The sequence below is a fragment of the Nocardia sp. bgisy134 genome, from assembly GCF_057708325.1.
The window spans coordinates 144,783-167,694 of record NZ_JBYIRW010000011.1 but is presented as its reverse complement, the minus strand read 5'-3'; the positions used below and the strand labels follow the sequence as shown (position 1 = coordinate 167,694).

Here is a 22,912-nt window from a genome sequence, read left to right as displayed (position 1 = left end):
GTCTCCTTCTGTGTTCGAAAAGTGGTGCGCGCGTGCGCAAGTGGTCGGTGAGTGGTGCCGCTCATCGCGTCGGCGCCCAGTCGAGGGTGCGGCCGATGGCCTTCTGCCAGCCCTCGTATCCGGCGGCCCGCTGTTCCTCGGTCCACTCCGGTCGCCAGCGCGCGGATTCGCGCCAGTTCTGTCGCAATTCGTCGGTGCCGCCCCAGAATCCGACGGCGAGGCCCGCGGCGTAGGCGGCGCCGAGCGCGGTGGTCTCCGACACCACCGGACGGCTCACCGGCACGCCGAGCACGTCGGCCTGGATCTGCATGCAGAGGTTGTTGGCGGTGACTCCGCCGTCCACCTTGAGGACCTCCAGCGCCACCCCGGAGTCCTTGAACATCGCGTCGGCGACGTCGCGGGTCTGGTAGCAGATCGCCTCGAGGGTGGCCCGCGCGATGTGCGCGTTGGTGGCGTACCTGGTCAGCCCGACGATCGCGCCGCGTGCGTCGGAGCGCCAGTGCGGCGCGAACAGTCCGGAGAACGCCGGGACGAAGTACACGCCGCCGTTGTCGGCGACCTCGCCCGCCAAAGTCTCGCTCTGCGAGGCGCCCTGGATGATGCCGAGCTGGTCGCGCAGCCACTGCACCGCCGAGCCGGTGACAGCGATGGAGCCCTCCAGCGCGTACACCGGGTCCTGTCCGGCGAACTGATAGCAGACCGTGGTGAGCAGCCCGTTCTTCGACCGCACCGGCGTGCCCCCGGTGTTGAGCAGGAGGAAATTGCCGGTGCCGTAGGTGTTCTTGGCCTCGCCCGCGGACAGGCACACCTGCCCGATCATCGCCGCCTGCTGATCGCCGACGGCCGCCGCGACCGGAACCTCGCCTGCCAGTGGGCCGCGCGCGGTGGCGCGACCGTAGCCCTCGGGCACGGCGGAGGGCCGGATGGTCGGCAGCATCGCGCGCGGAATGTCGAACAGGGCCAGCAGTTCGTCGTCCCAGTCCAGGGTTTCCAGGTCCATCAGCATGGTGCGGCTGGCATTGGTCACGTCGGTGACGTGCACGCCGCCGTGCACGCCGCCGGTCAGATTCCACAGCAGCCAGGAGTCGATGGTGCCGAACAGCGCCTCGCCGTGCTCGGCCGCGGCGCGCAGGCCGTCGACGTTCTCCAGCAGCCAGCGGATCTTGCCGCCCGCGAAGTAGGTGGCGGGCGGCAGCCCGGTGCGCTGCCGGATCAGTTCGCCCGCACGGGATTCCAGCTCGGCGGCGATCCGGTCGGTGCGGGTGTCCTGCCAGACGATGGCGTTGTGGTACGGCCGTCCGGTGCGCCGGTCCCAGACAACGGTGGTCTCACGCTGGTTGGTCACGCCGATCGCGGCCAGGTCGGCGGCGCGCAGGCCGTGCGAGTTCAGCGCCGTCTGGATGACGGCCGAGGTGCGCTCCCAGATCTCGACCGGGTTGTGCTCGACCCAGCCGGGACGCGGCAGGATCTGCTCGTGTTCGAGCTGGTGCTGGGCGACGACGGCGCCCGCGTGGTCGAAGACCATGAAGCGGGTGCTCGTGGTGCCCTGGTCGACCGCACCGATGAGGTCTGGCATGCGTCTCTCCATTTGTCCGTTGCCCGGCGCGCGTGGCAGCCGGTGCGCCATGCCGAAGGTAGGCAGGGGGCAGTGCCGCGACAACGGGGCACGTTCGACATTGTCGAACGTTGCTGATCCTCGGCTGTAGAGTCGACTCCGTGCCGGGACCGATCCAGTCCATCGAACGCGCCGCCGCCATCCTGCGCGTGGTGGCCGAGGCGCCCTTCGGCGTCGGCGTCGGCGAGCTCGCCGGCGCGCTCGGCCTGCCCAAGGCGACGGCGCACGGCCTGCTGCGCACCTTGCAACGCGTCGGCTACATCGAGCAGGACGACAGCACCGGCAAGTACCTGATCGGCGCCACTGCGCTCGGGCTCGCCGACGCCCGGCTCGACACCAACGTGTTGCGCTCCTACGCGATGAACTGGGCCGACACCCTGGCCGCGCGCTCCGGCGAATCGGTGCGGATCGGAGCCCTGCGGGGCGAGGGCGTGTCGGTCGTGCACCACGTGTTCCGGCCCGACGGCACCGAGCAGACCCTCCGCGTCGGCATCGAACTTCCCCTGCACGCGACCGCACTCGGCAAGGTGCTGCTCGCCTACACGCCCGGCCTGACCGAACGCGTCGCGGGCGCGCCGCTGCCCGCCTACACCCGGCGCACCGTGACGACGCCGCGCGCGGTGCAGGCCGAGATCGCGCGGGTGCGCGCCCAGGGCTATGCCGAGGACGTCGCCGAGTTCGCCTTCGAGCGTGCCTCGGTGGCGGCGCCGCTGCGCGACGCGGGTGGGCGCGTGGTGGGCGCGCTCGGCGTGGTGGGGGCCGTCGACCGGATCACCGATCCCGGCGTCCGGCCCCGGCTCGTCGAGCTGGTGCGCACCACCGCGGGCGCCGTCTCCCGCGATCTGAGCGCCGAACGGCCGCGAGTGGGCCGATGAACGTCGAACGCGGCCGCGGCCGCTATGTGATGGCCATCGACCAGGGCACCACCTCCAGCCGGTCGATCCTGTACGACGCAGCGGGACAACTGGTTTCGATCGCCCAGCGCGAGCATCGGCAGCTGTATCCGGCAGCCGGACGGGTCGAGCACGACGCCGCCGAGATCCGCCGCCACGTCGCGACACTGGTCGACCGGGTCATCGCCAAGGCGGGCGTGGCCGCCGACCAAGTGGTGGCGATCGGCATCGCCAACCAGCGCGAGACCACCGTGCTGTGGGACCGCGAGACCGGCGCACCGATCGGCAACGCGATCGTCTGGCAGGACACCCGCACCGAGGAACTCGTCGCCCGGCTCGCCCGCCGCCCCGAGGCCGAGGAGGTGATCCGGCGCTGCGGCCTGCCGCTGCTGAGTTACTTTGCGGCGCCGCGCATCCGGTGGCTGCTGGACCGGGACGAGCGGCTGCGGGAACGCGCCGAGCGTGGCGCGGTGCTGTTCGGCACGATGGACAGCTGGCTGATCTGGAACCTCACCGGCGGTCCGCGCGGCGGCGTGCACGTCACCGATGTGACCAATGCCGGGCGCACCATGCTGATGAACCTCGGCACCCTGGATTGGGACGACCGGCTGCTCGACTTCTTCGACATCCCGCGCGCGATGCTGCCCGACATACGGTCCAACGCCGAGGTGTACGGCCGCACCGCCGCTGGCATCCCGATCGCGGCCGCGCTCGGCGATCAGCAGGCGGCCCTGTTCGGCCAGACCTGTTTCGCGGCGGGCGAGGCCAAATGCACTTACGGCACCGGCAGTTTCCTGCTCACCAACACCGGCACGACGCCGGTGCGCTCCACCCACGGACTGCTCACCACGGTGGCGTTCCAGATCGGCGGCGAACCCGCCCGGTACGCGCTGGAGGGTTCGATGGCCGCCACCGGGACGCTGGTGCAATGGTTGCGCGACCGGCTCGGGCTCATCGAGGCCGCACCCGAAATCGAAACTCTCGCAAGCACCGTCGAGGACAATGGTGGCTGCTACGTGGTGCCCGCCTTCTCCGGCCTGTTCGCGCCGCGCTGGCGGTCCGAGGCGCGCGGAGTGATCGCCGGGCTCACTTCCTACATCACCAAGGGGCATCTCGCCCGCGCGGTGCTCGAGGCCACCGCGTGGCAGACACGGGAGGTGGTCGACGCGATGAACGCCGACACCGGCTACGCGCTCGCCGAACTGCGCGTCGACGGTGGCATGACCTCCAACAACCTGCTCATGCAACAGATCTCGGACGCGCTCGGGGTGCCGGTGGAACGGCCGCTGTTCTCCGAGACGGTCTCGCTCGGCGCTGCCTACGCCGCGGGCCTCGCGGTCGGCCTGTGGCCCGATATGACTGGGCTGCGCCGCAATCGGAGCACCGCGAGCCGGTGGCTGCCGACGATGCCGGAGCAGCGCAGGGAGCGGGAGTACCGCCGCTGGTCTCGTGCCGCCGAGCTCACCTACAACTGGAACGAGCCCGGCGAGGCGTGATTCGCGCGCGTGGCGCGACGGCGCGTCGGCGAGCCGTTCGCCGCGCCGACGCTACGGTGCTGGAAGCAAAAGCTCGAATTCGTCCGGTACACCGCGTCGCCGCGTCGGCGCCCACCGAGGAGGGGCATCTTGCTCACGGTCGTCCAGATACTCGCTGTGCTCGCGGCGCTGCTGCACGGCTATGTCTTCGTGCTCGAATCGCTGCGATTCGCCGAGCCGAAGGTCTACGCGGCAACGTTCCACGTCGAGCGTGACGACTTGGCGGCCGTCCAGCCCTGGGCCTTCAACCAGGGCTGGTACAACCTGTTCCTCGCGATCGGCACGTTGATCGGCGCGCTGCTGCTGCCCACGCTTCCGCAGGCGGGTTGGGCGCTGCTGCTGATCGGTTGCGGGTCGATGATCGCCGCCGCGGGCGTCTTGGTGGCGACCGATCGGCGTTTCGTCAAGGCCGCCTTCATCCAGGGCACACTGCCCGCCCTCACGCTGCTCGCGGGCCTGATGTCCCAGATCTGAGCGCGGGGAGGGTCGCTCGCGCGGCCCTCCCCCGCGGACGACTCATTACGGGTTCAGGTACACCGGCAGGCGGTGGTGACCGTTGGAGATGAAGCTGGGCACCGTGCCGAGTTCCTCCGGCTCGGCGGCCAGCCGCATGTTCGGGAACCGCGCGAAGATCGCGGGCAGCGAAACGGCGGCCTCCATGCGCGCCAGCGGAGCCCCGAGGCAGTGGTGGGCACCGTAGCCGAAAGCGAGGTGATCCTTGTTGGCGCGGTGGACGTCGAATTCGCCTGCGGTGTCGCCGTGCACCTTCGAGTCGCGATTGGCGGCCACGTAGGACGCCAGGATCGGCTCGCCCTTCGCGATGCGGCCGCCGCCGTCGAGTTCGATGTCGTCGACCGCGTAGCGCAGCGGCAGGTGCGCGACCGGAGCCTCGAACCGCAGCGCCTCCTCGATCAGATCGGACCACGCGGCCCGCTCCTCGATCAACTCGGCGCGCTGCTCGGGATGGGTCAGCAGCGCGTGAATTGCCTGGTCCAGCAGGTTCACCGTGGTCTCGTGGCCCGCGCTGATCACCAGCAGCAGGGTGTCGATCAACTCCTGATCGGTGAGCTGGGCGCCGTCCTCCTCGTCGTGGTGCGAGATGAGCAGGCTGGTCATGTCGTCGCCGGGATGCTCGCGCCGGTAGGCGACGAGCTCGCCGAGGATGCGGTACATCTCCATGTAGTTGGCCTGCGACTGCTCGGGGGTGAGCGAGGTGTCGAAGATGCCGTCCACACAGGTGCGCAGTCCCGCGTTCAGCGACTCCGGCACACCCATCAGCTCCGAGATCACCTGGATCGGCAGCGGATACGCGAAGCCCTCGCGCAGATCCACCGGCTCCCCGGCCGGGGCCGCGGCGAGTTCGTCGAGCAGGGCCGCGGTGATCGCCTCGATGCGCGGGCGCATGGCCTCGGTGCGGCGGTGCGTGAACGCGGGCGCCACCAGCTTGCGTAGTCGCCGGTGGTCGGTGCCGTAGGCGGTGAACATGTTGTTGACCGCCACCCACAGGAACAGCGGCCAGTCCTGCGGAATCTCGCCGTTGATGAACGCGGGCCAGTGCTGGCGCGCGTCCTTGGACACTCGAGGATCGACCAGCAGCTGCTTCAACAGTTCGGCATCGGTCACCGACCACGCACGCACACCGCCCGGCAGCTCGACGAGAACGACCGGTCCGCGTTCACGCAGGCGCGCGGACTCACCCTGAATATCGGCACCGGTGGGGTCGAGGACAAGGGGCTGACTGTCCATCGGGGCACTCTCCTTTAATACAGGTTCAGCGGGGGGGATTTCGGGAAGGTGACCGGAAGGGACACCAGAGCTCGATGGAAAGGCCCGGGCCGCCAGGTCAATTGATCGACGGGCACCGCGAGCCGCAACTCGGGCAGTGCGTCGAGCAGCTGATCGATGGCGTCCTGCGCGATCAGGTACGCTGCCGACTTCGCCGGGCAGGCGTGCGGGCCTGCGCTCCACGCCAGATGCGAACGGTTGTCGGTGTAGTCGCCCGCATCGATCGCCGGATCGTTGTTGCAGGCCGACATGCTGATGACCACGGGCTGATGCGCGGGCAGCCAGGCGCCGTCGATCAGGATGGGCTGCTTCGGGTACGAGACGCAGTAGTTCGCCATCGGCGGGTCGGTGAACAGCACCTCGTCCAGCGCGTCGCGGGTGGACAGGCTGCCGCCCAACAGGTTTCCGGCGAACCGGTCGTCGGTGAGCATGAGCAGCAGCGTGTTCACGATCAGGTTCTGTTCCGGCTCGATGCCCGCGCCGTACAGGGTGACCAGCTGGTGGATCATCTCCACGTCGTCCAGTCCGGCCCCGTGCCCGATCAGCCGGGAGACGATGTCGTCGCCCGGCTCCTTGCGCTTGCGGGTGGTCAGCTCGAGCAGCGCGTCGGTGAGCATCGCGTTGCCCTTGTCGGCGTTCACGCCCTCGAAGATGGCCGCCATGCCGGTGGCCACCTGCTGGCCGATATCGGATGGGCAACCGAGCATCTCGTTGAGCACGGCGAAGGCGAGCGGGAAGGCGTACTGACTGATCAGATCGGCCGCGCCGTCCTGGCAGAAGGCGTTGATCAGCGGGACCGCGACCCGCTCGATGGTCGCGTGCATGGCGTGCAGGTCGACCTCGGCGACCGCGGCGAGGTTGGCCTGCCGGTAGCGCAGGTGCTCGAGGCCCGCGCTGCGCAAAGCGTTGGGCCGCCATTCCAGCATCGGCAGGATCGGGCACTCGCCCGGCACGTTCTGCTGCCAGGTGCGCGGGTCGGCCGGAAAGTGCTCCGGATCGTTGAGGATTCGTAGCGCGGTGTGATAGCCGATCACCAGGGTGGCGGGCACGCCGGGCGACAGTTCGACCGGCACCAGCGAACCGTACTGGCGGCGCATCTGCCGATAGGCGCGGTGCGGGTCGGCGGCGAACTCCTCGGTGTAGAGCGGCACTCGCGGACCGTTGGTGTCGATCGGCGAGCCGTGCGGGACGGGGCAGACACCGGCGGGCGGCGCGTGCGGTGGCGTTGTCAAAGTCGGGACTCCAAACGGTGGAACAAGAATTCGACGAGCGTGATCAGCGATTGCAGGCACGTGCCGCGATGTCGTGCGTCCAGCATCGTCAGCGGCGTGCCCTCGGTGAGGTCCAGCGCGTCGCGGACCTCCTCCAGCGGATACTGCTTGGCGCCCTCGAACTGATTGACCGCCACCGAATACGGCACGCCGCGCTCCTCCAGCACCGAGAGCACCTCGTCGGCCTTCTCGATGCGCCGGGTGTCGACCAGCACCAGCGCGCCGAGCGCGCCGCGGGCCAGTTCCTCCCACAGCGGCACGAAGCGCTGCTGACCCGGCGTGCCGAAAAGGTACAGGGCCAGTTGCGGATTCAGCGTGATGCGGCCGAAGTCCATCGCGACGGTGGTCTGCGTCTTCCCCGGCAGGCCCGCCATGTCGTCGATGCCGATGCTGGCCTCGGTGATGGTCTCCTCGGTGCGCAGCGGCTTGATCTCGGAGATACTGCTGACGAACGTGGTCTTGCCGACGCCGAAATTGCCTGCCACCAGTAGCTTGACCGATCGGGTCACGGTCTCCGGCACATAGTCGACGACACGTTCAGGCCGAGAGAGCGCGGAGCCCATTCAGTACCTCCTCCAACAGGGCTATCTCCGGCAAGTTCTCGGCCGGGGTCGGTGTGGTCAAATGGCCGCCGTCCATGAGATCGGCTACGACGATCTTCACCACGGACGGCGGCAGGTCCAGGTACGCGGCGATCTCCGCGATGGACAGGACGCCGCGACCGCTGCACAGGTTCATTACGCGGCGGGCGTCCGGGCCCGCGCCGGGCGGCGGCGCCAGTGCCGCGACCACGAGCGTGACCAGATCCAGCTGGCGAGTGGGACGCGAACGCCCGCCGGTACGGACATAGGCCCTGACTAGGTCGGGGTCGCGGCGGGACCTGGTCATGACAAGCTGCTGTCTGTCCTCTGCCGAGACTGGCTGCCGAGCTCGTGCCCGACGCGACCGGCTAGCTCGTTCATCCGGTGCGCGATGAGGCTGACGTCGATGTCCGCGGTGGTGGAGACGCCGAGCAGCGCGCCCTCCCCCGCGGCGGTGATGAAGATCATCCCGTCGTCGTATTCGGTCATGTTCTGGCGCAAGCCCGTTTCCAGACCGCCGCAGAACTCGCCGAGCGCCTTGCCCAGGGACCGCAGTCCCGAGGCGGCCGCGGAGAAACGTTCGGCGTCGTCGCGAGCGATGCCTTTCGAGTGCGCGATGCGCAGTCCGTCGTCGGACAGCAGTACCGCGAACCGGACGCCTGGAATGTTGAGATCCTCGAGTAGCCAGCCGAGCTTGTTGCTGCTATCGGCCATGGCGGTAGTCGGTGTGCCCATCAAGGAGTCATCCCTTCCGTCTGTTCGGCGGCGGCGCGGCCGCTCTTGGAACCGGTGTGCCATGCGGCGGCGATATCGGGCCTGCCGAGCGCGGGCTCGGAGCCGGAATTCCTGGCTCGCGTTCCGATCGCGGGCGCCACCTCGCGGCGGCGCCGCTTCGGCAGGCCGCCCTCGGTGATCTCGTGCACCGCGAACCGGGTGTCCTCCGGCTCTTCCTGGCGCGGTGCGGGCGCCGGTTCGGGCGCGGGCGCGGGAGCCACGGCCGGGGTGGCCACGGCCGTCGCGTCGCTCCCGCTCGGCGCGGCGAGCAGGGCCTCGGGGATGTACACCATCGCGCGCATGCCTCCGTAGGCGTTGGGCCCGTCGATGTAGACCGTGAACCCGTAGCGACGCGCGAGCGCGGCCACACCGGGAAAACCGACCTTCGGCGACGGACCGAGCTGGTGGATGTCGACCGGGCGCTCGCTGGCGAGCACCTGCCTTGCCTCCTCCATCTGCTCGGCGTTCATCCGCACGCCCGCGTCGTCGATGATGACGGTGACGCCGTGGTGCCCCTCCTGGAAGCTGATGTCCACGAAGGAGGTCGGCGGCGAGTAGCGCAGCGCGTTGTCGAGCAGGGTGGCCAGGGTGTGCACGAGCGGTTCCACCGCTCGGCTGACGACCACGCGGTCCAGCTGCGTGGTGCGCACCCGCAGGTAGTCGCGCACGCGGCCGGTGGCGCCGCCGACCACGTCGGTGAGCGACTGGGCGGGCCAGCGCCTGCCCGGCAGGCCGCCACACACGATCACGTAGGACTGCGCCTGGCGGATCATCTGCTGAACCGTGTGGTCGATGCGGGTGAGGGTGGCGTACACGTCGTCGTTGCGGTGCGCGCGCAGCGCGGCGCTCACCACCTGGCTGGCGTCGGCGCCGAGGCTCACCACCGAGGTGCCGAAGGAGCGCACCGCGCCGCTGGTCGCGTCGCGCGCGGCGCCACCCACCTCGGCGCGCACCGCGTCCTCGGCAGCCTGAATCGCCTGCCTGGCATGCGCGTCGGCCTCGAGCATGGCCCGGTCCCTCGCCTCGGTCTGCACCAGGCGCAGGTCATCGGCGTAGCGGTCGCCGATCCACTGCAGGCACTGGGCCAGCCGCGAATTCTGCAGTCCCGTCGGCACTTCGATCGTTCCGGTCGGTGCTTCGAAGCGCCGGACGGCGTCGGTGATCGAGGGGATCGTCTGTCCGGCGAAGCGCTCCAGCGCTTCGTCGCGTTTACGCTGGTCTTCCAGCAGGGACTCGGCTTTGCCCTGCGCTCCGCGTAGCGCGGTGATCAGATAAACGACCGCGGCGATCAGCAGCGCGGCGAGGATCCATGGAACAAGTACGGCGATATCCAGATTCATCAGTTCTCTCGTCGTTCACGGGATCGTGCCTCCCCCGATGCCCCGCCCCGCTACGGTCCGCGCCTGAACCAGCACCCTGTCACTACAGATCTCCGTCTTACCTTTATTCCTCACGACACCGATCGCATGACGCTCGATCGGATCCATTGCACGTCGGTGGATCCGGCACCCCGAAGACACCGACCGGAGGCTCACCGCACACCTCACAGTGCCTGCAGGACAGGCGATCAGCGAATAGACCGCCGGCTGACCGAAGCGACTCCGACCAGCCCGAACCCGACGACTCGCCCACCCTAGCAGCATCTCAACGAAGTCTCGACGTATCCCGGTGACCGGCTTCATTTTTCGGGGGCGCATGGATTTCCGACGTCGAAAAACGAAAGTAGCGCAGCCGATTGTGCCCGCAGACGAGCCATTGCGCCGGAAAGATCGACCGGTGGAATCACGCGCTGTTCGGTGAATTCCGGCCCGCCGGGGGAACCGCGCGGACCGCCGCTGCGTCGGAGTAGACGAACGCTCCGACCAGCACAACCGAACCGGGGGAAAGCAATCATGGATCCAGAACCGAGCACCGTGGACGCCCGTACGCCCGACAACGAAATCGCCGCGTCCGGCAGGCCGGGCCCGCGCCGATGTGTCCGGCGATGAGGTGCCGCCGACTGCTGATCGCGCTCGCGCTGGCTGCTCTGGCGACGGCCTGCGATCCTTACCGCCGCGGCCCCGACAACGCCGAGATCCTGCAGTCGACGGGTCTCACCGTCGAACAGGCGGAATACGCCCTGTTCGACAACCTGCTCGCCCTCTCACCCCATCCGGCCCGCTCCTACGGGGCAGAGGTGACGCGACACGGGTGCGCGACCAACGCGTCGGCGCGAACCGTCGGCCCGCTGTGGAAGCTGTCGGCGGGCGACCGTTTCACCGACCCGTCGCCGGAGCTGGTCGATGCGACGGAAACGGCACTGACGTCGATGGCCGAGCGTGGGTTCACCGCGCCCGTCGACAAGGCGCTCGCCGGCCGCCGCGGCGGGTATCGGCGCGACGGAAGGGGATTCGAGATCGGCTTCGAGGTGCGCGACACCGACGGCAAGCGCTATCTGTCGGTCGTCGCGACCACGCCATGCGCGGCCGAGAAATCGACTGGCGGCGGGCCGATTCCGCCGGTCGTGGACGCGGTCCGGCTGGCGACACGCAAGGCGGTCCACGCGTTCGGGGCCGCCGATCCTGCGGCGCTGCGGGGCGTCGCGTGCGGGAAATTGGGCGAGCGCGTCGATTTCGCCGTTCCCGCCGACGAGCGGGAACGGCTGCGCCAGGCGATGGCCGCCGACGCCGAGACCCGCGGTGTCGGGCGGGTCGTGGAGATCACGAGTTTCCGATGGCTCGGCGATCCGATGCTGCCGAGCGCGGCGAGCGCCGTGGTCACGGTGCGCTACCAGCGGCACCCCGACATCCGCTACCGGGCCGAGTACCGCGACTGGTCCGGCGGCTCCTGGCGGTTGTGCGCATTCGATCCGATCTGATCCGCGTCGTGGCGAAGGACCCGATCGGCTCGGCGGCCGAGGGCGATCGACGGGCCGCGCGCCGCGCTCGCGAGATGGCGCGCGCCCCGATCCCCCTCGGCCGGGCCCGACCTCAGCCCTGCAGGCCGGCCTCGATCTCCAGGGTCAGGGTGATCTTGTCACCGATGACCGCGCCGCCATCCGGCAGCGGCATGTCGATGTCGAGGCCGAACTCGCGACGGGAGACCACGGTCGTGGCCTCGAAACCGGCGACCGGGCCGTTGCCCATGCCCGCGTTCACGCCGAGGAATTCGACCTTCAGCGAGACCGGCTTGGTGTTCCCGCGCACGGTGAACTCGCCGTCGACGACGAATTCCGCACCGCTCGCCCGGAATCCGGTCGACTTGAAGGTCATCACCGGGAACTGTTCGGCGTGGAAGAAGTCGGCGGTGCGCAGGTGGGCGTCGCGCTGCTCGTTGTCGGTGGTCAGCGAGTTCACCCGGATCTCGGCCTCGGCCGACGCGGTGCCGTCCTCGGCGATGACGAGCGTGGCGCCGAAGTCGGTGAACCGGCCGCGGACCTTGCTCACCATCAGGTGGCGTACCGAGAAGCCGACGGTCGAGTGGGCGGGGTCGACGACCCAGGTGCCCGCGGTCAGTCCCTTGGCGATTCCGGTGGTCATGGTGCACTCCTTGGAGTTGGTAGAACTTTCAATTACTACGATGATCGGGCGCGACATCCTCGGCGCCGCCCTGTTCTTGCGCACCGGGCCGGTGCGCAACGACTATCCCCCGTCAGCTCGGCAGACGTCCCGCAAGCAGGTCCTCGAACGGCGTCGTGTCGCGATACGGATCGGTCGTCACGAGATCACCTCCTGCGCCGCGGTGCGCGCGGCCAGCAACGACGCGTGCGTCGGCCCGTCGGGCACGTGGGCGGGACGGCGGGCGGCGAACTCCTCGCGCAGCACCGGAACCACCTCCTCGCCGAGCAGATCCAGTTGCTCCAGCACGGTTTTCAGCGGCAGCCCGGCGTGATCGATCAGGAAGAGCTGGCGCTGGTAGTCGCCGAAGTGCTCGCGGAAGGTCAGCGTCTTGTCGATGACCTGCTGCGGGCTGCCGACGGTGAGCGGGGTCTGCTCGGTGAACTCCTCCAGCGAGGGACCGTGACCGTAGACCGGCGCGTTGTCGAAGTACGGGCGGAACTCCCGCACCGCGTCCTGGGAGTTCTTGCGCAGGAACACCTGTCCGCCCAGACCGACGATCGCCTGGTCGGCGGCGCCGTGCCCGTAGTGCTCGTAGCGGCGGCGGTACAGCTCGATCAGCCGCTGGAAGTGCTCCTTGGGCCAGAAGATGTTGTTGGCGAAGAAGCCGTCGCCGTAATAGGCGGCCTGTTCGGCGATCTCGGGGCTGCGGATGGATCCGTGCCAGACGAACGGCGGCACATCGTCGAGCGGGCGCGGCGTGGCGGTGAAGGATTGCAGCGGCGTACGGAACTTGCCCTCCCAGTCCACCACGTCCTCGCGCCAGAGCCGGTGCAGCAGATGATAGTTCTCGATCGCGAGCGCGATGCCGTCGCGAATGTCCTTGCCGAACCAGGGGTAGACGGGTCCGGTGTTGCCGCGGCCGAGCATCAGGTCGACCCGTCCGTCGGCGAGGTGCTGCAGCATCGCGAAGTCTTCGGCGATCTTGACGGGGTCGTTGGTGGTGATCAGCGTGGTGGCGGTGGACAGCTGGATGCGGTCGGTGCGCCCGGCGATGTAGCCGAGCATGGTGGTCGGTGAGGACGGCACGAACGGCGGGTTGTGGTGCTCGCCCGTGGCGAACACGTCGAGTCCCACCTCCTCGGCCTTCTGCGCGATCGTCACCATCGCCTTGATCCGCTCGGCCTCGCTGGGGGTGCGGCCGTTCGTGGGATCCGCGGTGACGTCACCGACGGTGAAGATTCCGAACTGCACGAGGCCTCCTCGAGCTCATTTGGTTGACTTGGCAACCATAGTAACCGGAGTGCGCCGCAGCCTATTCCGCAGTGACAGGGCTCACAGCCGACGGCCGCGATCGACGATAGGCCGAACCGCCGGTACCGGATAACATGCGCGGCATGGCAAAGCTGAAGGTCTCCGTCGACGTCCCCATCAGCCCGGAAGCGGCGTGGACGCACACCGCCAATCTGTCCGAGCTGGACAAGTGGCTGACCATGCACGAGTCGTGGCGCGGCGAGGTCCCGGAGCAGCTGACCGTCGGGACCGAGCTGGTGGGTGTCGCGTCGGTGAAGGGTCTGCGCAACCGCGTGACATGGAAGGTCAAGACCGCCGAGCCGCCGCGCAAGCTGGTGCTGAACGGCTCGGGCAAGGGCGGCACCAAGTTCTCGCTGGGACTTCTGGTCGCCCCCAAGGGTTCCGGATCCGAGGTGACCGTCGACATCGAGCTCGGCGGGGCGCCGCTGTTCGGGCCGATCGGCGCGGGCGTGGCCCGCGCGGTGAAGGGCGATATCGAGCGTTCGCTGGAGAAGTTCGTCGCGCTCTACGGCTGAGGGCTTCGGCCGGGAAACGACTCGGGCCCACGGCGTATTCGCCGTGGGCCCGAATCGATTGGCAGCGCCGCGAACTCAGTGCGCCAGCGCCTGCGCGCTCAATGCACCAGCCTCGCGCTCAATGCACCAGCACCTTCGCGTCGGCGTCCTGCGCGGTCGCCGGCTTGGTCCGCGGCAGGAAGAACGCCGGAACCAGGGTCAGCACGATGAGGACCAGCGCCACGATGTAGGTGTCACTGAACGCCTGCGCGGCCTGATCCAGACCCGTGGCGATGGCGTCGGGTCCGAGCTGCTGCGCGATGGCGGGATCGGAGTTCGCGACGATCGCGGGTCCGGCCAGGGGCTGGTCCTTCAGCAGGTTGGTCAGCACCACCGACATGGTGGCGGTGCCGATCGAGCCCGCGGTCTGGTTGATGATGTTCATCAGCGTCGAGCCGCGCGCCACCTGCTGGTGGGTCAGCGTCTGGATCGCGGCGGTCATGATCGGCATCATGGTGCAGCCCATGCCGAGACCCATCACCAGCAGCGCCAGGCACATGACGACGTAGGACGTGTCCGCCTCGAGCTGGGTGAAGAAGGCGGTGCCCGCCGAGAGCAGCACGATGCCGATCATCACGATCTTGCCCGGACCGTACTTGTCGACGAAGCGGCCCGCGATCGGCATGGTGAGCATCGCGCCGAAGCCCTGCGGCGCGATCAGCAGACCGGCCGCCAGCGCCGACTCACCGCGCACCTGCTGCAGGTAGCTCGGCAGCAGCAGACCCGCGCCGAAGAACGCGATGGCGAACAGCACCATGGTGAGCACCGAGGCGGTCAGCGCCTTGTTGCGGAACAGGTGCAGGTCGATGAGCGGATGCTTGGCCCGCAGCGCGTGGAAGACGAACGCCACCAGCAGCACGAGACCGATCGCGGCCGGGATGAGAACCTTTCGCGCGGTGACGGTGCCCGCCTCCGGAATCGAGGAGACGCCGTACAGGAACAACGCCAGACCCGGCGAGGCCAGCAGCATGCCGAGGAAGTCGAACGACTCCGAGGGCTCCGGCTGGTCGGCCGGGAACACGAGGTAAGCCAGCACCAGCGCGACGATGCCGATCGGCAGGTTGATCAGGAAGATCCAGTGCCAGCTGAACGCGTCGATCAGCCAGCCGCCCAGGATCGGGCCGCCGATCGGACCGAGCAGCATCGGCACGCCCAGCACCGCCATCACGCGACCGACCCGCTGCGGTCCCGCCGCGTGGGTCATGATCGTCATGCCGAGCGGCATCAGCATGCCGCCGCCGATGCCCTGGATCACGCGGAACGCGATCAGCGACTCGATGTTCCACGCGGTGCTGCACAGCAGCGAACCGAGCACGAAGAAGGTCAGCGCCGCCATGTAGAGGCGCTTGGTGCCGAATCGGTCGGCCGCCCATCCGGTCAGCGGGATGACGGTCGCGAGCGCCAGCGTGTAGCCGGTCATCGTCCACGCGGCGATGGCGTAACTGGTGCCGAATTCGATCTGGAAGGTCGGCAGCGCGACGGTCACGACGGTGATGTCGAGGATCGACATGATCGCGCCGAGCACGACCACGCCCGCCACCTTGAACACCGCGGCGTCCAGTTTGTCCGAGGACGGATCTGGTCCCGCTGCCTGAATATCCGGAGGTTGGGTCACCGGTTAAGACTGACACTTCTTCGACGGAAGAACCAGCGGTTTCCCCGACTTACGGGGAAACTCGATGATTCCGGGCGGAACGATCCTCGCCGCTTGCCGGGTGAAGGATGCGACGGACCCCCAGCCCCGCACGACTGCGGCGGAATCACCACTCCTTGGCCGCGCCCAGCAGATGGCTGCGCACGAGATCGACGTGGCGGCGCGGGGAGCCGCCGGGGCGGCGAGCAAGGAAGGCGGTGTTGATCGGCGGATCGTCCGGTTCGAGCAGCGCCGTGATCGCGCCCGAGGCGAGTTCGCGCGCACACAGATAGCGTGGCACGACGCTGACGCCCGCGCCCGCGACCACCCCGGCGAGCACCGCGCGCAGGTCGCCGACGACGAGCGCCGGTTCGGCCACGAGGCGGGTGTCGAAGACGTGGCGCCAGTAGCGGCGCAGGATCGGCAGATCGGTGGCGTAGCTGAGCAGGGGCAGTGCGGACAGCGCCGACGGGTCGCCCGCGCGCAGCCGGGCCGTGTCGATGCGTCGCGCGATGTCCGGCGCGGCGACGAGGACGAATTCCTCGTCGGCGAGTGGCTCGGCGAGCACCGTGCGGCCGCGCGGGCGGGTGGTGGCCACGACGAGGTCGTAGGTTCCGGCGCGCAGACCGGCGAGCAGGTCGTCGGTGAGCCCCGCGGTGATCGTCAGCCGCACGCCGTCGGACACCAGCGGGGCCAGCGCGGGCACCACCCTGGTGGCCAGCAGCTCGGCGGGACCGGCCAGCAGCACCGGAGGTTCGGGTACGGCGGCCTCCGGCTCGGCGCCGCCCGCGATCGCCTCCAACGCGTCCATCGGCCCGGCCAGCCTGGCGGCCAGCTCGTGTGCGGCGGCCGTCGCCGCCACGCCGCGCGGCAGCCGATCGAACAGCGGACGCCCGAGCCGCCGCTCCAGCGTCTGCAACTGCGTGGTCACCGTCGGCTGCGACAACCCGACCTGCGCGGCGCCCGCGGTGATCGACCCCGCGCGGTACACCGCGAGAAAGGTCCGCAGGTGCGTCAGATCCGCCACCCCATTGGCCTGCCGATTCCCCATGAACAGAAGTCTATTGACTTACCAATGGCTACCCTTGCCCTGGATCTTTTCGAATGCCTTGTGGATGCGCTGCCGCTGCGCGGCGTGCGAAGCCGGGTGCGGCCGAGCATCGCCGGTCGGCGGGGCGATTAAGCTTCTGCTTCTATGGCCCTCAGCGCGACACTGCACACCTTCACCGTTCACCTGGCCGATGTCGATCGTGGCGTCTACCAGGAGTTGGAGTTGCGCGTCGCGCGTCACCCGTCCGAAACGGCGGAGTTCATGCTGACGCGACTGCTGGCCTACTGCCTGGAGTACGAGGAGGGCATCACCTTCAGCGACGGCGGCGTGTCGTCCACCGACGAGCCCGCGGTGCTGGTGCGCGACCTCACCGGCCGCCTGACCGCCTGGATCGAGGTCGGCGCACCCGACGCCGAGCGCCTGCACCGAGGCAGCAAGCTGGCCGAACGCGTCGCCGTCTACACCCATCGCGATCCCGCGAAGGTCCTCGCCCAGCTCACCGGCAAACGCATCCACCGCGCCGACGCGATCCCCGTCTACAGCTTCGACCGCGCCTTCATCGATTCCGCCGTCGCGGCCGTCGAACGCCGCAACACCGTCACCCTCTCGGTCACCGAGCGCCTGCTCTACCTCGACCTCAACGGAATTATCCTGAGCACTCCCGTCGAAGAGCACCGCCTCGCCTGACCGTCGGCGATCATAAAAGAAGACCGCCCGGTATTCAATTGTTACCTGCCGGGTGAACGGCCCGAGCCCCGACCGAGCCGCTGCGGGTCAGCGAATGTAATGCCCGGCGTCGCGCAGGGATTCGACCCGAGGGCAAGGCCAGCGGCGCCCGCAGCACGCGCGCTGCCATATCCGCCGACGGGCACGTGCTGGGCGAAGACCAGCTGGTCGTCCTGGGCGAAGGCGGCTCGGTTCGAGGAGTTCTGGCTCACGGGAGAGTAGGCGAGCATCAGCTCCTGGAGTTGCAGCCGGACCGCCTTGGTTCGGCTGTCGTAGCGTCGTTCCGACGAACTGTTCGTCATAGAGCCGAAGGTAATCGTGGCGCCGAGCCCGGTGTGGGGATTTCGCATTCTCCGTCGGCGAATTCGGGGTCGGCGCAGGCCGCGAGGCACCGTCTCGTCCGGCGGTTCCGAATACGACGACGGCCCTCCGTGCGCGCGGCAGCGGAGGGCCGTGTTCGGCGAGATCGGAAGATTACCGGCAGACGCCGTCGAAGGCGGTGCCCTCACGGGTGACGATGCCGTCCAGGATCGAGCACGCCGTCCCGTTCGCGACGGGCACCTGCACCACGGCCAGCGTGCGCGAGTCCACGCACGGCGCGGTCGCCGAGCGGAAGCCGGCGGCCGCCACGTTCGTGTTCAGCTGGAAGCCCGCCGACTCGCAGGCCTCCTTCGCCGCCTGGAGGTAGGCGTCCGTGGCCGGGTCCGCGGCGAACGCGTACCCGGCTCCCGCCATGGGGAGCGCGGCGGCGATGACGGCTCCGGCGAGGAAGGTGATCCGGCGGTGTGCGAGTTTTCTCATGGGCGAGATCATATGGTCTGAACCCGGTTTCACGAACAATTCGGGGCGCAATCCCGCATATCGAGTCCTGCAGAATGGGATGGCGACCGTCCCGCCGCCTCGCGGCCACGGAAGCACGCTGTCGCGGGTCGGCCGGAGAAGCTCGACAGTAGCCGATCGACTCCTCGGTTCCCCACGCGGCATCCCGAGTCGTCCAACCGACTTCGCCCGAGCACACCTCACCGAGCGCCCTCGACGCCCCGGCGCAGCGCCGTCACCGCAGCGACGAGGCGGGCGCCTTGCCCAATCACACCAAAAGCTCTGCGGTTCAACCCAGCTCGGCCCGCATACGCGACCCGTCGAGCTCGGCCCAGAAGGCAACGCAACCTGGCTTATCCACCCGCGGGTTCAGACCCGCCGCCACTTCTCGTCGCCGAGAAGCACACTGGCCTGCGGCCCCATGAGCAGCATCCCACCGTCCACCACGAACGACGCCCCCGTCACGTATCCCGCCGCGGGCGTCGTGAGAAACGCGACCACCGACGCGACTTCCCGCGCGTGTCCGGGACGGCCGAGCGGCACGCCGGGGCGGGGTTCCGAGCGCGGGTCCACATTTTCCTGACCGGTCATCGGCGTCGAAATCTCCCCCGGCGCAACGGAATTCACCGTGATGTCGTACTCGGCCAGTTCCAGGGCCAGCACCTTGGTCAAGGCGCCGAGACCCGCTTTCGCGGCACAGTACGGCGCGGCGCCGACCAGCGGCGCGTGCTCGTGCACGCTGGTGATGTTGACGATGCGGCCCCCGTGACCACCCTCGATCATGTGTTTGGCAGCGCGCTGAGCGCAGAGGAACGCGCCGTCCAAATCGACCGAGAGCACGTGACGCCAGGTGTCGAAATCCATGTCCATGGCCTTCTGCGCAGAGCCCGTACCCGCGCAGTTGACCAGAACGTCCAAGCCGCCGAGCTCGTCTGCCAGTTCATCGATGACAGCGGCCGAAGTAGGCAAGTCGCCGAGGTCGAGCCTGCGCACGACCGCCGAGACACCGCGCCCGCGCGCCTCCTCGGCCGTTCGCTCGGCGCCTTCGGCGTCGGTGTGGTAGGTGATGCCCACGTCGGCGCCGCCACCGGCCAGCGCGACCGCCACGGCCGCGCCGATGCCGGAGTCCGACCCGGTCACCACGGCGCGCAACGGCGCGCCGACACGTTCTTCGGGAAGCGGAGCTGTAGTAGCCATGCTCGCCGCATACCCCGGTCCCGCGGCGTCACACGCCGATCACGAGACGACGGCGTCGACGGCTTTCTTCAGCGCCGAGGGGTGGGCGGGCGACGTGGGCGCCTTCTTCCGCAGCTCGATCATCCGCGCGCCCATCTCTTGCAGCTGCTTACGGCCGAGATGCTCGCGCACCTGCGGGAACCATTCGTTCTCCTCTTCATCGATGTGGTGATCGACGTTCTCGATGAGCACGGTGGTCTTGGCGGTGAAGCGCTCGTCCTCGGGTTTCATGGCGGCCAGCTCCATGACGAGCAGATCGGCCACGTGATGCTCCTCGTAGGACTCGAGGATGTCGGCCTCGCGTTCGGGCTACGTGACTCGTTTGCCGTCATTCCCGTCCCCCAGGCCCCGAAACCGGGCGGCGTTCCGTGGGGCTCACCCGAATCGGTACGGCCTCAGGTACTCCGGCACGATCACCTCCGTCCGCGGGCTCTCCGCGCGCACCGCGGCGATCAGCGCGTCGCGTTGCCGCGCGCTCTTGTCGTCGGTGCGCGGCGGGTTCGCCAGCGGGGACTCGAAATCGTCCCAGTGCACCGGGACCACGGTGCGCGGGTGATCCAGTGCGCGTAGCAGCCGCGTGGCGTAGTCGTGGGTGGCGTTGCTGGAGTTGACCGCGACGACGGCGACGTCGGGCGCGGCGCCGGTGAGGTTGCGTTCGACGAAATCGCTTGCGCCCATGAAGAATACCGATGGTCCGCCGTCGACGCGGAGCAGGAACGCCAGGGTGTCGCCCTCGGGCAGGTCGGCGATGGTGGCGGGACGCGCGGGCGTGCTGGTCCGCACGCCGGGGAAGGTGACCGAGTACTGGCCGGTGCGGCTGTGCAGCGAGCCGACGACCTCCACGGTGTAGCCGCCGAAATCGAGCACCTCGCCGCCTTTCACCACGCTCAACTGCGCGGGCGGCAGGTCGTAGGACTGCGCCACGTGATAGGTCGTGAGGGTGCCGAAAACCCGTGCGCCGCTGCGCGCGGCGATGTGCGGCACGTCGTTGAAGTGATCCCAGTGGGTGTGCGTGACGAACACGTACTTCGGGTTGCCGACGTGCGGGTCGATGGCGGCGGGATCGACCCGCAGCGGGGCGTTCGCCTCGAAGGCGCCCGCGGCGAGGCCCACCGGGAAGCGGGTCAGATACGGGTCGATGAGCAGCGTGTCCCCGCCGATGTCGATGCGCCAACCGGAGACGCCCAGCCAGCGGAATTCCGCGTTCCCCGCGCCGGGTAGGCGAACTGGCTCGCCGGATTCCCGGCCCGAGAGCAGCACGCCCGCGCCCGCCGCGCCGACGGCCGCGACCCCCGCTCCCGCGGCGGCGGTGCGGAACATAGTGCGGCGGTTGATCCGTGGAGATGTCATGGCGACGAGACAAGCAGGCGACACGGGGCCGCGTCCAAGATCGAAAAGCCGTTCGGCCGATAGGCGATCGAATATCAGGCCAGGTCGGAGCTACCGCGGAGGCTGTCCACTGCCAAGCGCGCCGACCCCGCCATGGCCAGGTCGACATCGATGCGACGGGTGCCGAGCTCGTCGCTGCGCGCGAACACCGCCACCGCGTAGCGCCCGCCGTCCGGGTACTCCACCACCCCCGCCTCCATGTGCAGGCCGGGCAGCGTGCCCGTCTTCGAGGCGACCAGCACCTCGTCCGGGAATCCGGCCGCCAGCCGGGTCCAGAACATCTGGCGCCGCAACAGGTCCCGGGTCGCGGCGCAGGCCGCGGGGCTGCCCGCTTCGTCGCGCCAGATCATGCCGAGCAGCCGGGTGATCTCCCGCGCGGTGCTGGAGGTGGTGTGCTCGGGCCGGAACACCCGCATGCTCGCCACCTGTTCGCGCGACAGGCTCGGGAAGGTCGCGGCGAACTCGGCGGCGGTGCGTGCGCCGGCGTCGGCGAACATCGTCTCCAACAGCTGGCGCGGTCCGCCGATCACTCGGGTGGCCGCGAGCCCGAGTTCGGCCGCGAGCAGCCCGGGCGTGTCCGGACCGATCCGGCGCAGCAGCAGATCGGCGGCGGTGTTGTCGCTGACCGACATCGTGAAGTAGGCCAGGTCGCGCAGCGACATCTCCACGTCGTCCGCGCAGCCCGCGGTCCCCCAGCCGCCGAGCCGGTCCGCGGCGCGCACCAGCACGCGTTCGGTCGGATCGAGCTGGCCCGCGTCGACCTGCCTGCCGAACTCCAGGATCAGCAGAATCTTGAAGATCGAGGCGATCACCACCTGATCGTCGGCGCCGATGCCGAGCTCACGGCCGTCGGCCAGGTCGACAGCGTGCAACCGGCCGCGCACCGGCAGCTCGGCAAAGATCTCGCGGATGCGCTCCTCGGGTGACACAACGGCACACGGTAGTCGGCCCGCGCCGGAGTCCTCGATATCCGATCGCATATCGTCGAGCGATGGATCTCGCCCGGCACCTGCGTCATTTTCTGGCGGTGGCCGAGGAGAGGCATTTCGGCAGGGCGGCCGAGGCGCTCGGCATGGCCCAGCCGCCGTTGAGCCAGTCCATTCAGCGGCTCGAACGCGAGCTCGGCGTCGCGCTGTTCGACCGCTCGCGGCGAACCGTGCAGCTCACGACGGCGGGTCAGCTGCTCATCGCGGAGGCGCGGGCCGTGCTGGCGGCCGAGCAGCGGTTGCGCACGGTGGCCCGCAAGGCGGGCGACGGCAGCCTCGGGACGCTGCGAGCGGGCGTCCCGCCGGACACGCCCGCCGCGGTGCTGCACCGACTGCTGCGCGAACTGGCCGAGCAATCCGCCGGGCTCACCGTGGATCTGCACGAACTCACCACCGCCGAACAGCTCCGCCTGCTCGCTACCGCGGAGCTCGACGTCGGGCTGGTGGAACATCCGGTCGACGCGCCCGATCTACAGCACGGACCCAGCGCGGAACTGCCACTCGGTGTGGCGCTGCCCCGCACGTCTCCGCTGGCGCGCCTGCGCGAGGTGGGCCTCGCCGACCTCGCCGGACACGAGCTGATCCTCTTCCCCCGCGCCACCGCGCCGGGCAGGCACGACGAATTGCTCGAGGTGTGCCGCGCGCACGGATTCGTTCCCGATCGGGTCCGGCATGCCCGGAATCCCGAATTCCTGCTCGGGCTGGTCCTTTCGGGCAACGGCGTCGCCCTCACTCGGGAGGAGCCGGCCAGGCGCGAGCCACGGGTGGCCTGGCGTCCCCTCGCCGGACGACCGCTGCGTTTGCGCGTCGGCGCCGTATGGCCGGACACCTCGCCGCACCCGGCGGCGCCACGCTTTGCCCAGGTGGCCGCCGCGGTTCTGACCGAAGGAGCCGCGCCGCTCCCCGCGCCCGCCCCCGAAACTCCGGCCGGGCCGTGGTCGGTCGTCTACACCGTCCACCCGGCGCAGCGCACCGACCCCGTCTCGAATCCGGAGCCCTGAAGGCGGTTTCCGTTCCGACCGATCACGCCGATTTCCCAAGGTATTTCGATGCCGATATTCGGGCGGCGCCGCCGGTGCGCCTGTGCATAGCTGAAAGGCGTTCGCGGACAACAACGCCGCCTACATTGTCGAACTCCGCATCGCATGCCCGCCGCGATGGCAGACGTCGCGAGGCAGACGAACGCGATACCCGGAATGCGTTTTCCCGGTGGA

At 69.3% G+C, this 22,912-nt stretch carries 23 protein-coding genes and 1 pseudogene; 7 read left to right on the top strand and 17 right to left on the bottom strand.

The genetic code is table 11. The features are described 5' to 3' along the window. Window positions 1-61 precede the first annotated feature (61 nt). Window positions 62-1,576 (bottom strand): glycerol kinase GlpK, encoded by a 1,515-nt coding sequence (gene glpK, locus AC3ERS_RS20755; RefSeq protein ID WP_431969701.1) that lies wholly within the window; start codon window positions 1,574-1,576, stop codon window positions 62-64. 140 nt (window positions 1,577-1,716) lie between these two features. On the opposite strand from glpK (AC3ERS_RS20755), the gene AC3ERS_RS20750 reads away from it, so the two are divergent. The 3 genes from AC3ERS_RS20750 (at window position 1,717) to AC3ERS_RS20740 (ending at window position 4,517) form a co-directional block, all read left to right on the top strand. Further along, a complete protein-coding gene (locus AC3ERS_RS20750; RefSeq protein WP_431969700.1) occupies window positions 1,717-2,490 on the top strand; it encodes an IclR family transcriptional regulator in 774 nt (257 codons plus the stop codon). After that, window positions 2,487-4,004: a glycerol kinase GlpK gene (gene glpK, locus AC3ERS_RS20745; RefSeq protein ID WP_431969699.1), complete on the top strand. Its 1,518-nt coding sequence runs from the start codon at window positions 2,487-2,489 to the stop codon at window positions 4,002-4,004. Before AC3ERS_RS20750 ends, glpK (AC3ERS_RS20745) begins: the two co-directional genes overlap by 4 nt. Window positions 4,005-4,133: 129 nt before the next feature. Continuing rightward, window positions 4,134-4,517 carry a DUF1304 domain-containing protein gene (locus AC3ERS_RS20740; protein WP_431969698.1) on the top strand — a complete coding sequence of 128 codons (384 nt, stop codon included), beginning with the start codon at window positions 4,134-4,136 and terminating at the stop codon, window positions 4,515-4,517. Window positions 4,518-4,562: 45 nt separating this feature from the next. On the opposite strand, the gene AC3ERS_RS20735 is transcribed toward AC3ERS_RS20740, so the two are convergent. From AC3ERS_RS20735 to AC3ERS_RS20710, 6 genes are read right to left on the bottom strand one after another with little or no spacing between them, the layout of a single operon-like run. Further along, window positions 4,563-5,789 carry a cytochrome P450 family protein gene (locus AC3ERS_RS20735; RefSeq protein ID WP_431969697.1) on the bottom strand — a complete coding sequence of 409 codons (1,227 nt, stop codon included), beginning with the start codon at window positions 5,787-5,789 and terminating at the stop codon, window positions 4,563-4,565. Between the two features lie 14 nt (window positions 5,790-5,803). Continuing rightward, window positions 5,804-7,060: a cytochrome P450 gene (locus tag AC3ERS_RS20730; protein WP_431969696.1), complete on the bottom strand. Its 1,257-nt coding sequence runs from the start codon at window positions 7,058-7,060 to the stop codon at window positions 5,804-5,806. After that, window positions 7,057-7,662 carry a GTP-binding protein gene (locus AC3ERS_RS20725; RefSeq protein WP_431969695.1) on the bottom strand — a complete coding sequence of 202 codons (606 nt, stop codon included), beginning with the start codon at window positions 7,660-7,662 and terminating at the stop codon, window positions 7,057-7,059. Before AC3ERS_RS20725 ends, AC3ERS_RS20730 begins: the two co-directional genes overlap by 4 nt. Beyond that, a complete protein-coding gene (locus AC3ERS_RS20720; RefSeq protein ID WP_431969694.1) occupies window positions 7,637-7,987 on the bottom strand; it encodes a DUF742 domain-containing protein in 351 nt (116 codons plus the stop codon). The genes AC3ERS_RS20725 and AC3ERS_RS20720 overlap by 26 nt, the downstream gene beginning before the upstream one ends. After that, window positions 7,984-8,415 (bottom strand): roadblock/LC7 domain-containing protein, encoded by a 432-nt coding sequence (locus tag AC3ERS_RS20715; RefSeq protein WP_431969693.1) that lies wholly within the window; start codon window positions 8,413-8,415, stop codon window positions 7,984-7,986. Before AC3ERS_RS20715 ends, AC3ERS_RS20720 begins: the two co-directional genes overlap by 4 nt. After that, window positions 8,415-9,794 carry an ATP-binding protein gene (locus tag AC3ERS_RS20710; protein WP_431969692.1) on the bottom strand — a complete coding sequence of 460 codons (1,380 nt, stop codon included), beginning with the start codon at window positions 9,792-9,794 and terminating at the stop codon, window positions 8,415-8,417. Before AC3ERS_RS20710 ends, AC3ERS_RS20715 begins: the two co-directional genes overlap by 1 nt. Window positions 9,795-10,438: 644 nt before the next feature. Between AC3ERS_RS20710 and AC3ERS_RS20705 the strand changes: the two genes are divergently transcribed. After that, window positions 10,439-11,311, top strand: a complete 873-nt coding sequence (locus AC3ERS_RS20705) for a hypothetical protein (protein WP_431969691.1) — start codon at window positions 10,439-10,441, stop codon at window positions 11,309-11,311. Between the two features lie 112 nt (window positions 11,312-11,423). On the opposite strand, the gene AC3ERS_RS20700 is transcribed toward AC3ERS_RS20705, so the two are convergent. Both AC3ERS_RS20700 and AC3ERS_RS20695 read right to left on the bottom strand, forming a co-directional pair. After that, window positions 11,424-11,972, bottom strand: a complete 549-nt coding sequence (locus AC3ERS_RS20700) for a YceI family protein (protein WP_431969690.1) — start codon at window positions 11,970-11,972, stop codon at window positions 11,424-11,426. A gap of 177 nt (window positions 11,973-12,149) precedes the next feature. Further along, entirely contained in the window at window positions 12,150-13,244 is a 1,095-nt protein-coding gene (locus AC3ERS_RS20695) for an LLM class flavin-dependent oxidoreductase (protein WP_431969689.1), read from the bottom strand. A gap of 143 nt (window positions 13,245-13,387) precedes the next feature. Here AC3ERS_RS20695 and AC3ERS_RS20690 point away from each other — a divergent pair, with 143 nt between their 5' ends. Beyond that, on the top strand, window positions 13,388-13,819 hold the full coding sequence (locus tag AC3ERS_RS20690) for a type II toxin-antitoxin system Rv0910 family toxin (RefSeq protein ID WP_431969688.1): 432 nt from the start codon (window positions 13,388-13,390) through the stop codon (window positions 13,817-13,819). A gap of 118 nt (window positions 13,820-13,937) precedes the next feature. On the opposite strand, the gene AC3ERS_RS20685 is transcribed toward AC3ERS_RS20690, so the two are convergent. Further along, entirely contained in the window at window positions 13,938-15,473 is a 1,536-nt protein-coding gene (locus tag AC3ERS_RS20685; protein WP_431969687.1) for a DHA2 family efflux MFS transporter permease subunit, read from the bottom strand. A 145-nt stretch (window positions 15,474-15,618) separates the two neighbouring features. After that, a complete protein-coding gene (locus AC3ERS_RS20680) occupies window positions 15,619-16,542 on the bottom strand; it encodes a LysR family transcriptional regulator (RefSeq protein ID WP_431969686.1) in 924 nt (307 codons plus the stop codon). A 144-nt stretch (window positions 16,543-16,686) separates the two neighbouring features. On the opposite strand from AC3ERS_RS20680, the gene AC3ERS_RS20675 reads away from it, so the two are divergent. After that, window positions 16,687-17,229 carry a YaeQ family protein gene (locus AC3ERS_RS20675; RefSeq protein WP_431969685.1) on the top strand — a complete coding sequence of 181 codons (543 nt, stop codon included), beginning with the start codon at window positions 16,687-16,689 and terminating at the stop codon, window positions 17,227-17,229. A 41-nt stretch (window positions 17,230-17,270) separates the two neighbouring features. Here the strand turns inward: AC3ERS_RS20675 and AC3ERS_RS20670 are convergent, their stop codons facing one another. The 6 genes and pseudogenes from AC3ERS_RS20670 to AC3ERS_RS20645 all read right to left on the bottom strand — a co-directional run bounded on the left by AC3ERS_RS20670 (window position 17,271) and on the right by AC3ERS_RS20645 (window position 21,641). Then, window positions 17,271-17,570: a hypothetical protein gene (locus tag AC3ERS_RS20670; RefSeq protein ID WP_431969684.1), complete on the bottom strand. Its 300-nt coding sequence runs from the start codon at window positions 17,568-17,570 to the stop codon at window positions 17,271-17,273. Window positions 17,571-17,742: 172 nt separating this feature from the next. Further along, on the bottom strand, window positions 17,743-18,069 hold the full coding sequence (locus AC3ERS_RS20665; RefSeq protein WP_431969683.1) for a hypothetical protein: 327 nt from the start codon (window positions 18,067-18,069) through the stop codon (window positions 17,743-17,745). Window positions 18,070-18,456: 387 nt separating this feature from the next. Next, window positions 18,457-19,284, bottom strand: a complete 828-nt coding sequence (locus AC3ERS_RS20660; protein ID WP_431969682.1) for an SDR family oxidoreductase — start codon at window positions 19,282-19,284, stop codon at window positions 18,457-18,459. Between the two features lie 39 nt (window positions 19,285-19,323). Beyond that, window positions 19,324-19,632, bottom strand: a pseudogene (locus tag AC3ERS_RS20655) (hemerythrin domain-containing protein); the annotation flags it as partial. A gap of 66 nt (window positions 19,633-19,698) precedes the next feature. Continuing rightward, entirely contained in the window at window positions 19,699-20,673 is a 975-nt protein-coding gene (locus tag AC3ERS_RS20650; protein ID WP_431969681.1) for an MBL fold metallo-hydrolase, read from the bottom strand. A gap of 74 nt (window positions 20,674-20,747) precedes the next feature. Beyond that, complete coding sequence (locus AC3ERS_RS20645; protein WP_431969680.1) at window positions 20,748-21,641, bottom strand: serine hydrolase; 894 nt, start codon at window positions 21,639-21,641, stop codon at window positions 20,748-20,750. A gap of 62 nt (window positions 21,642-21,703) precedes the next feature. On the opposite strand from AC3ERS_RS20645, the gene AC3ERS_RS20640 reads away from it, so the two are divergent. Further along, the gene (locus AC3ERS_RS20640) at window positions 21,704-22,699 is read left to right on the top strand and encodes a LysR family transcriptional regulator (RefSeq protein WP_431969679.1); all 996 of its coding nucleotides are present in this window, start codon (window positions 21,704-21,706) and stop codon (window positions 22,697-22,699) included. Window positions 22,700-22,912 lie beyond the last annotated feature (213 nt).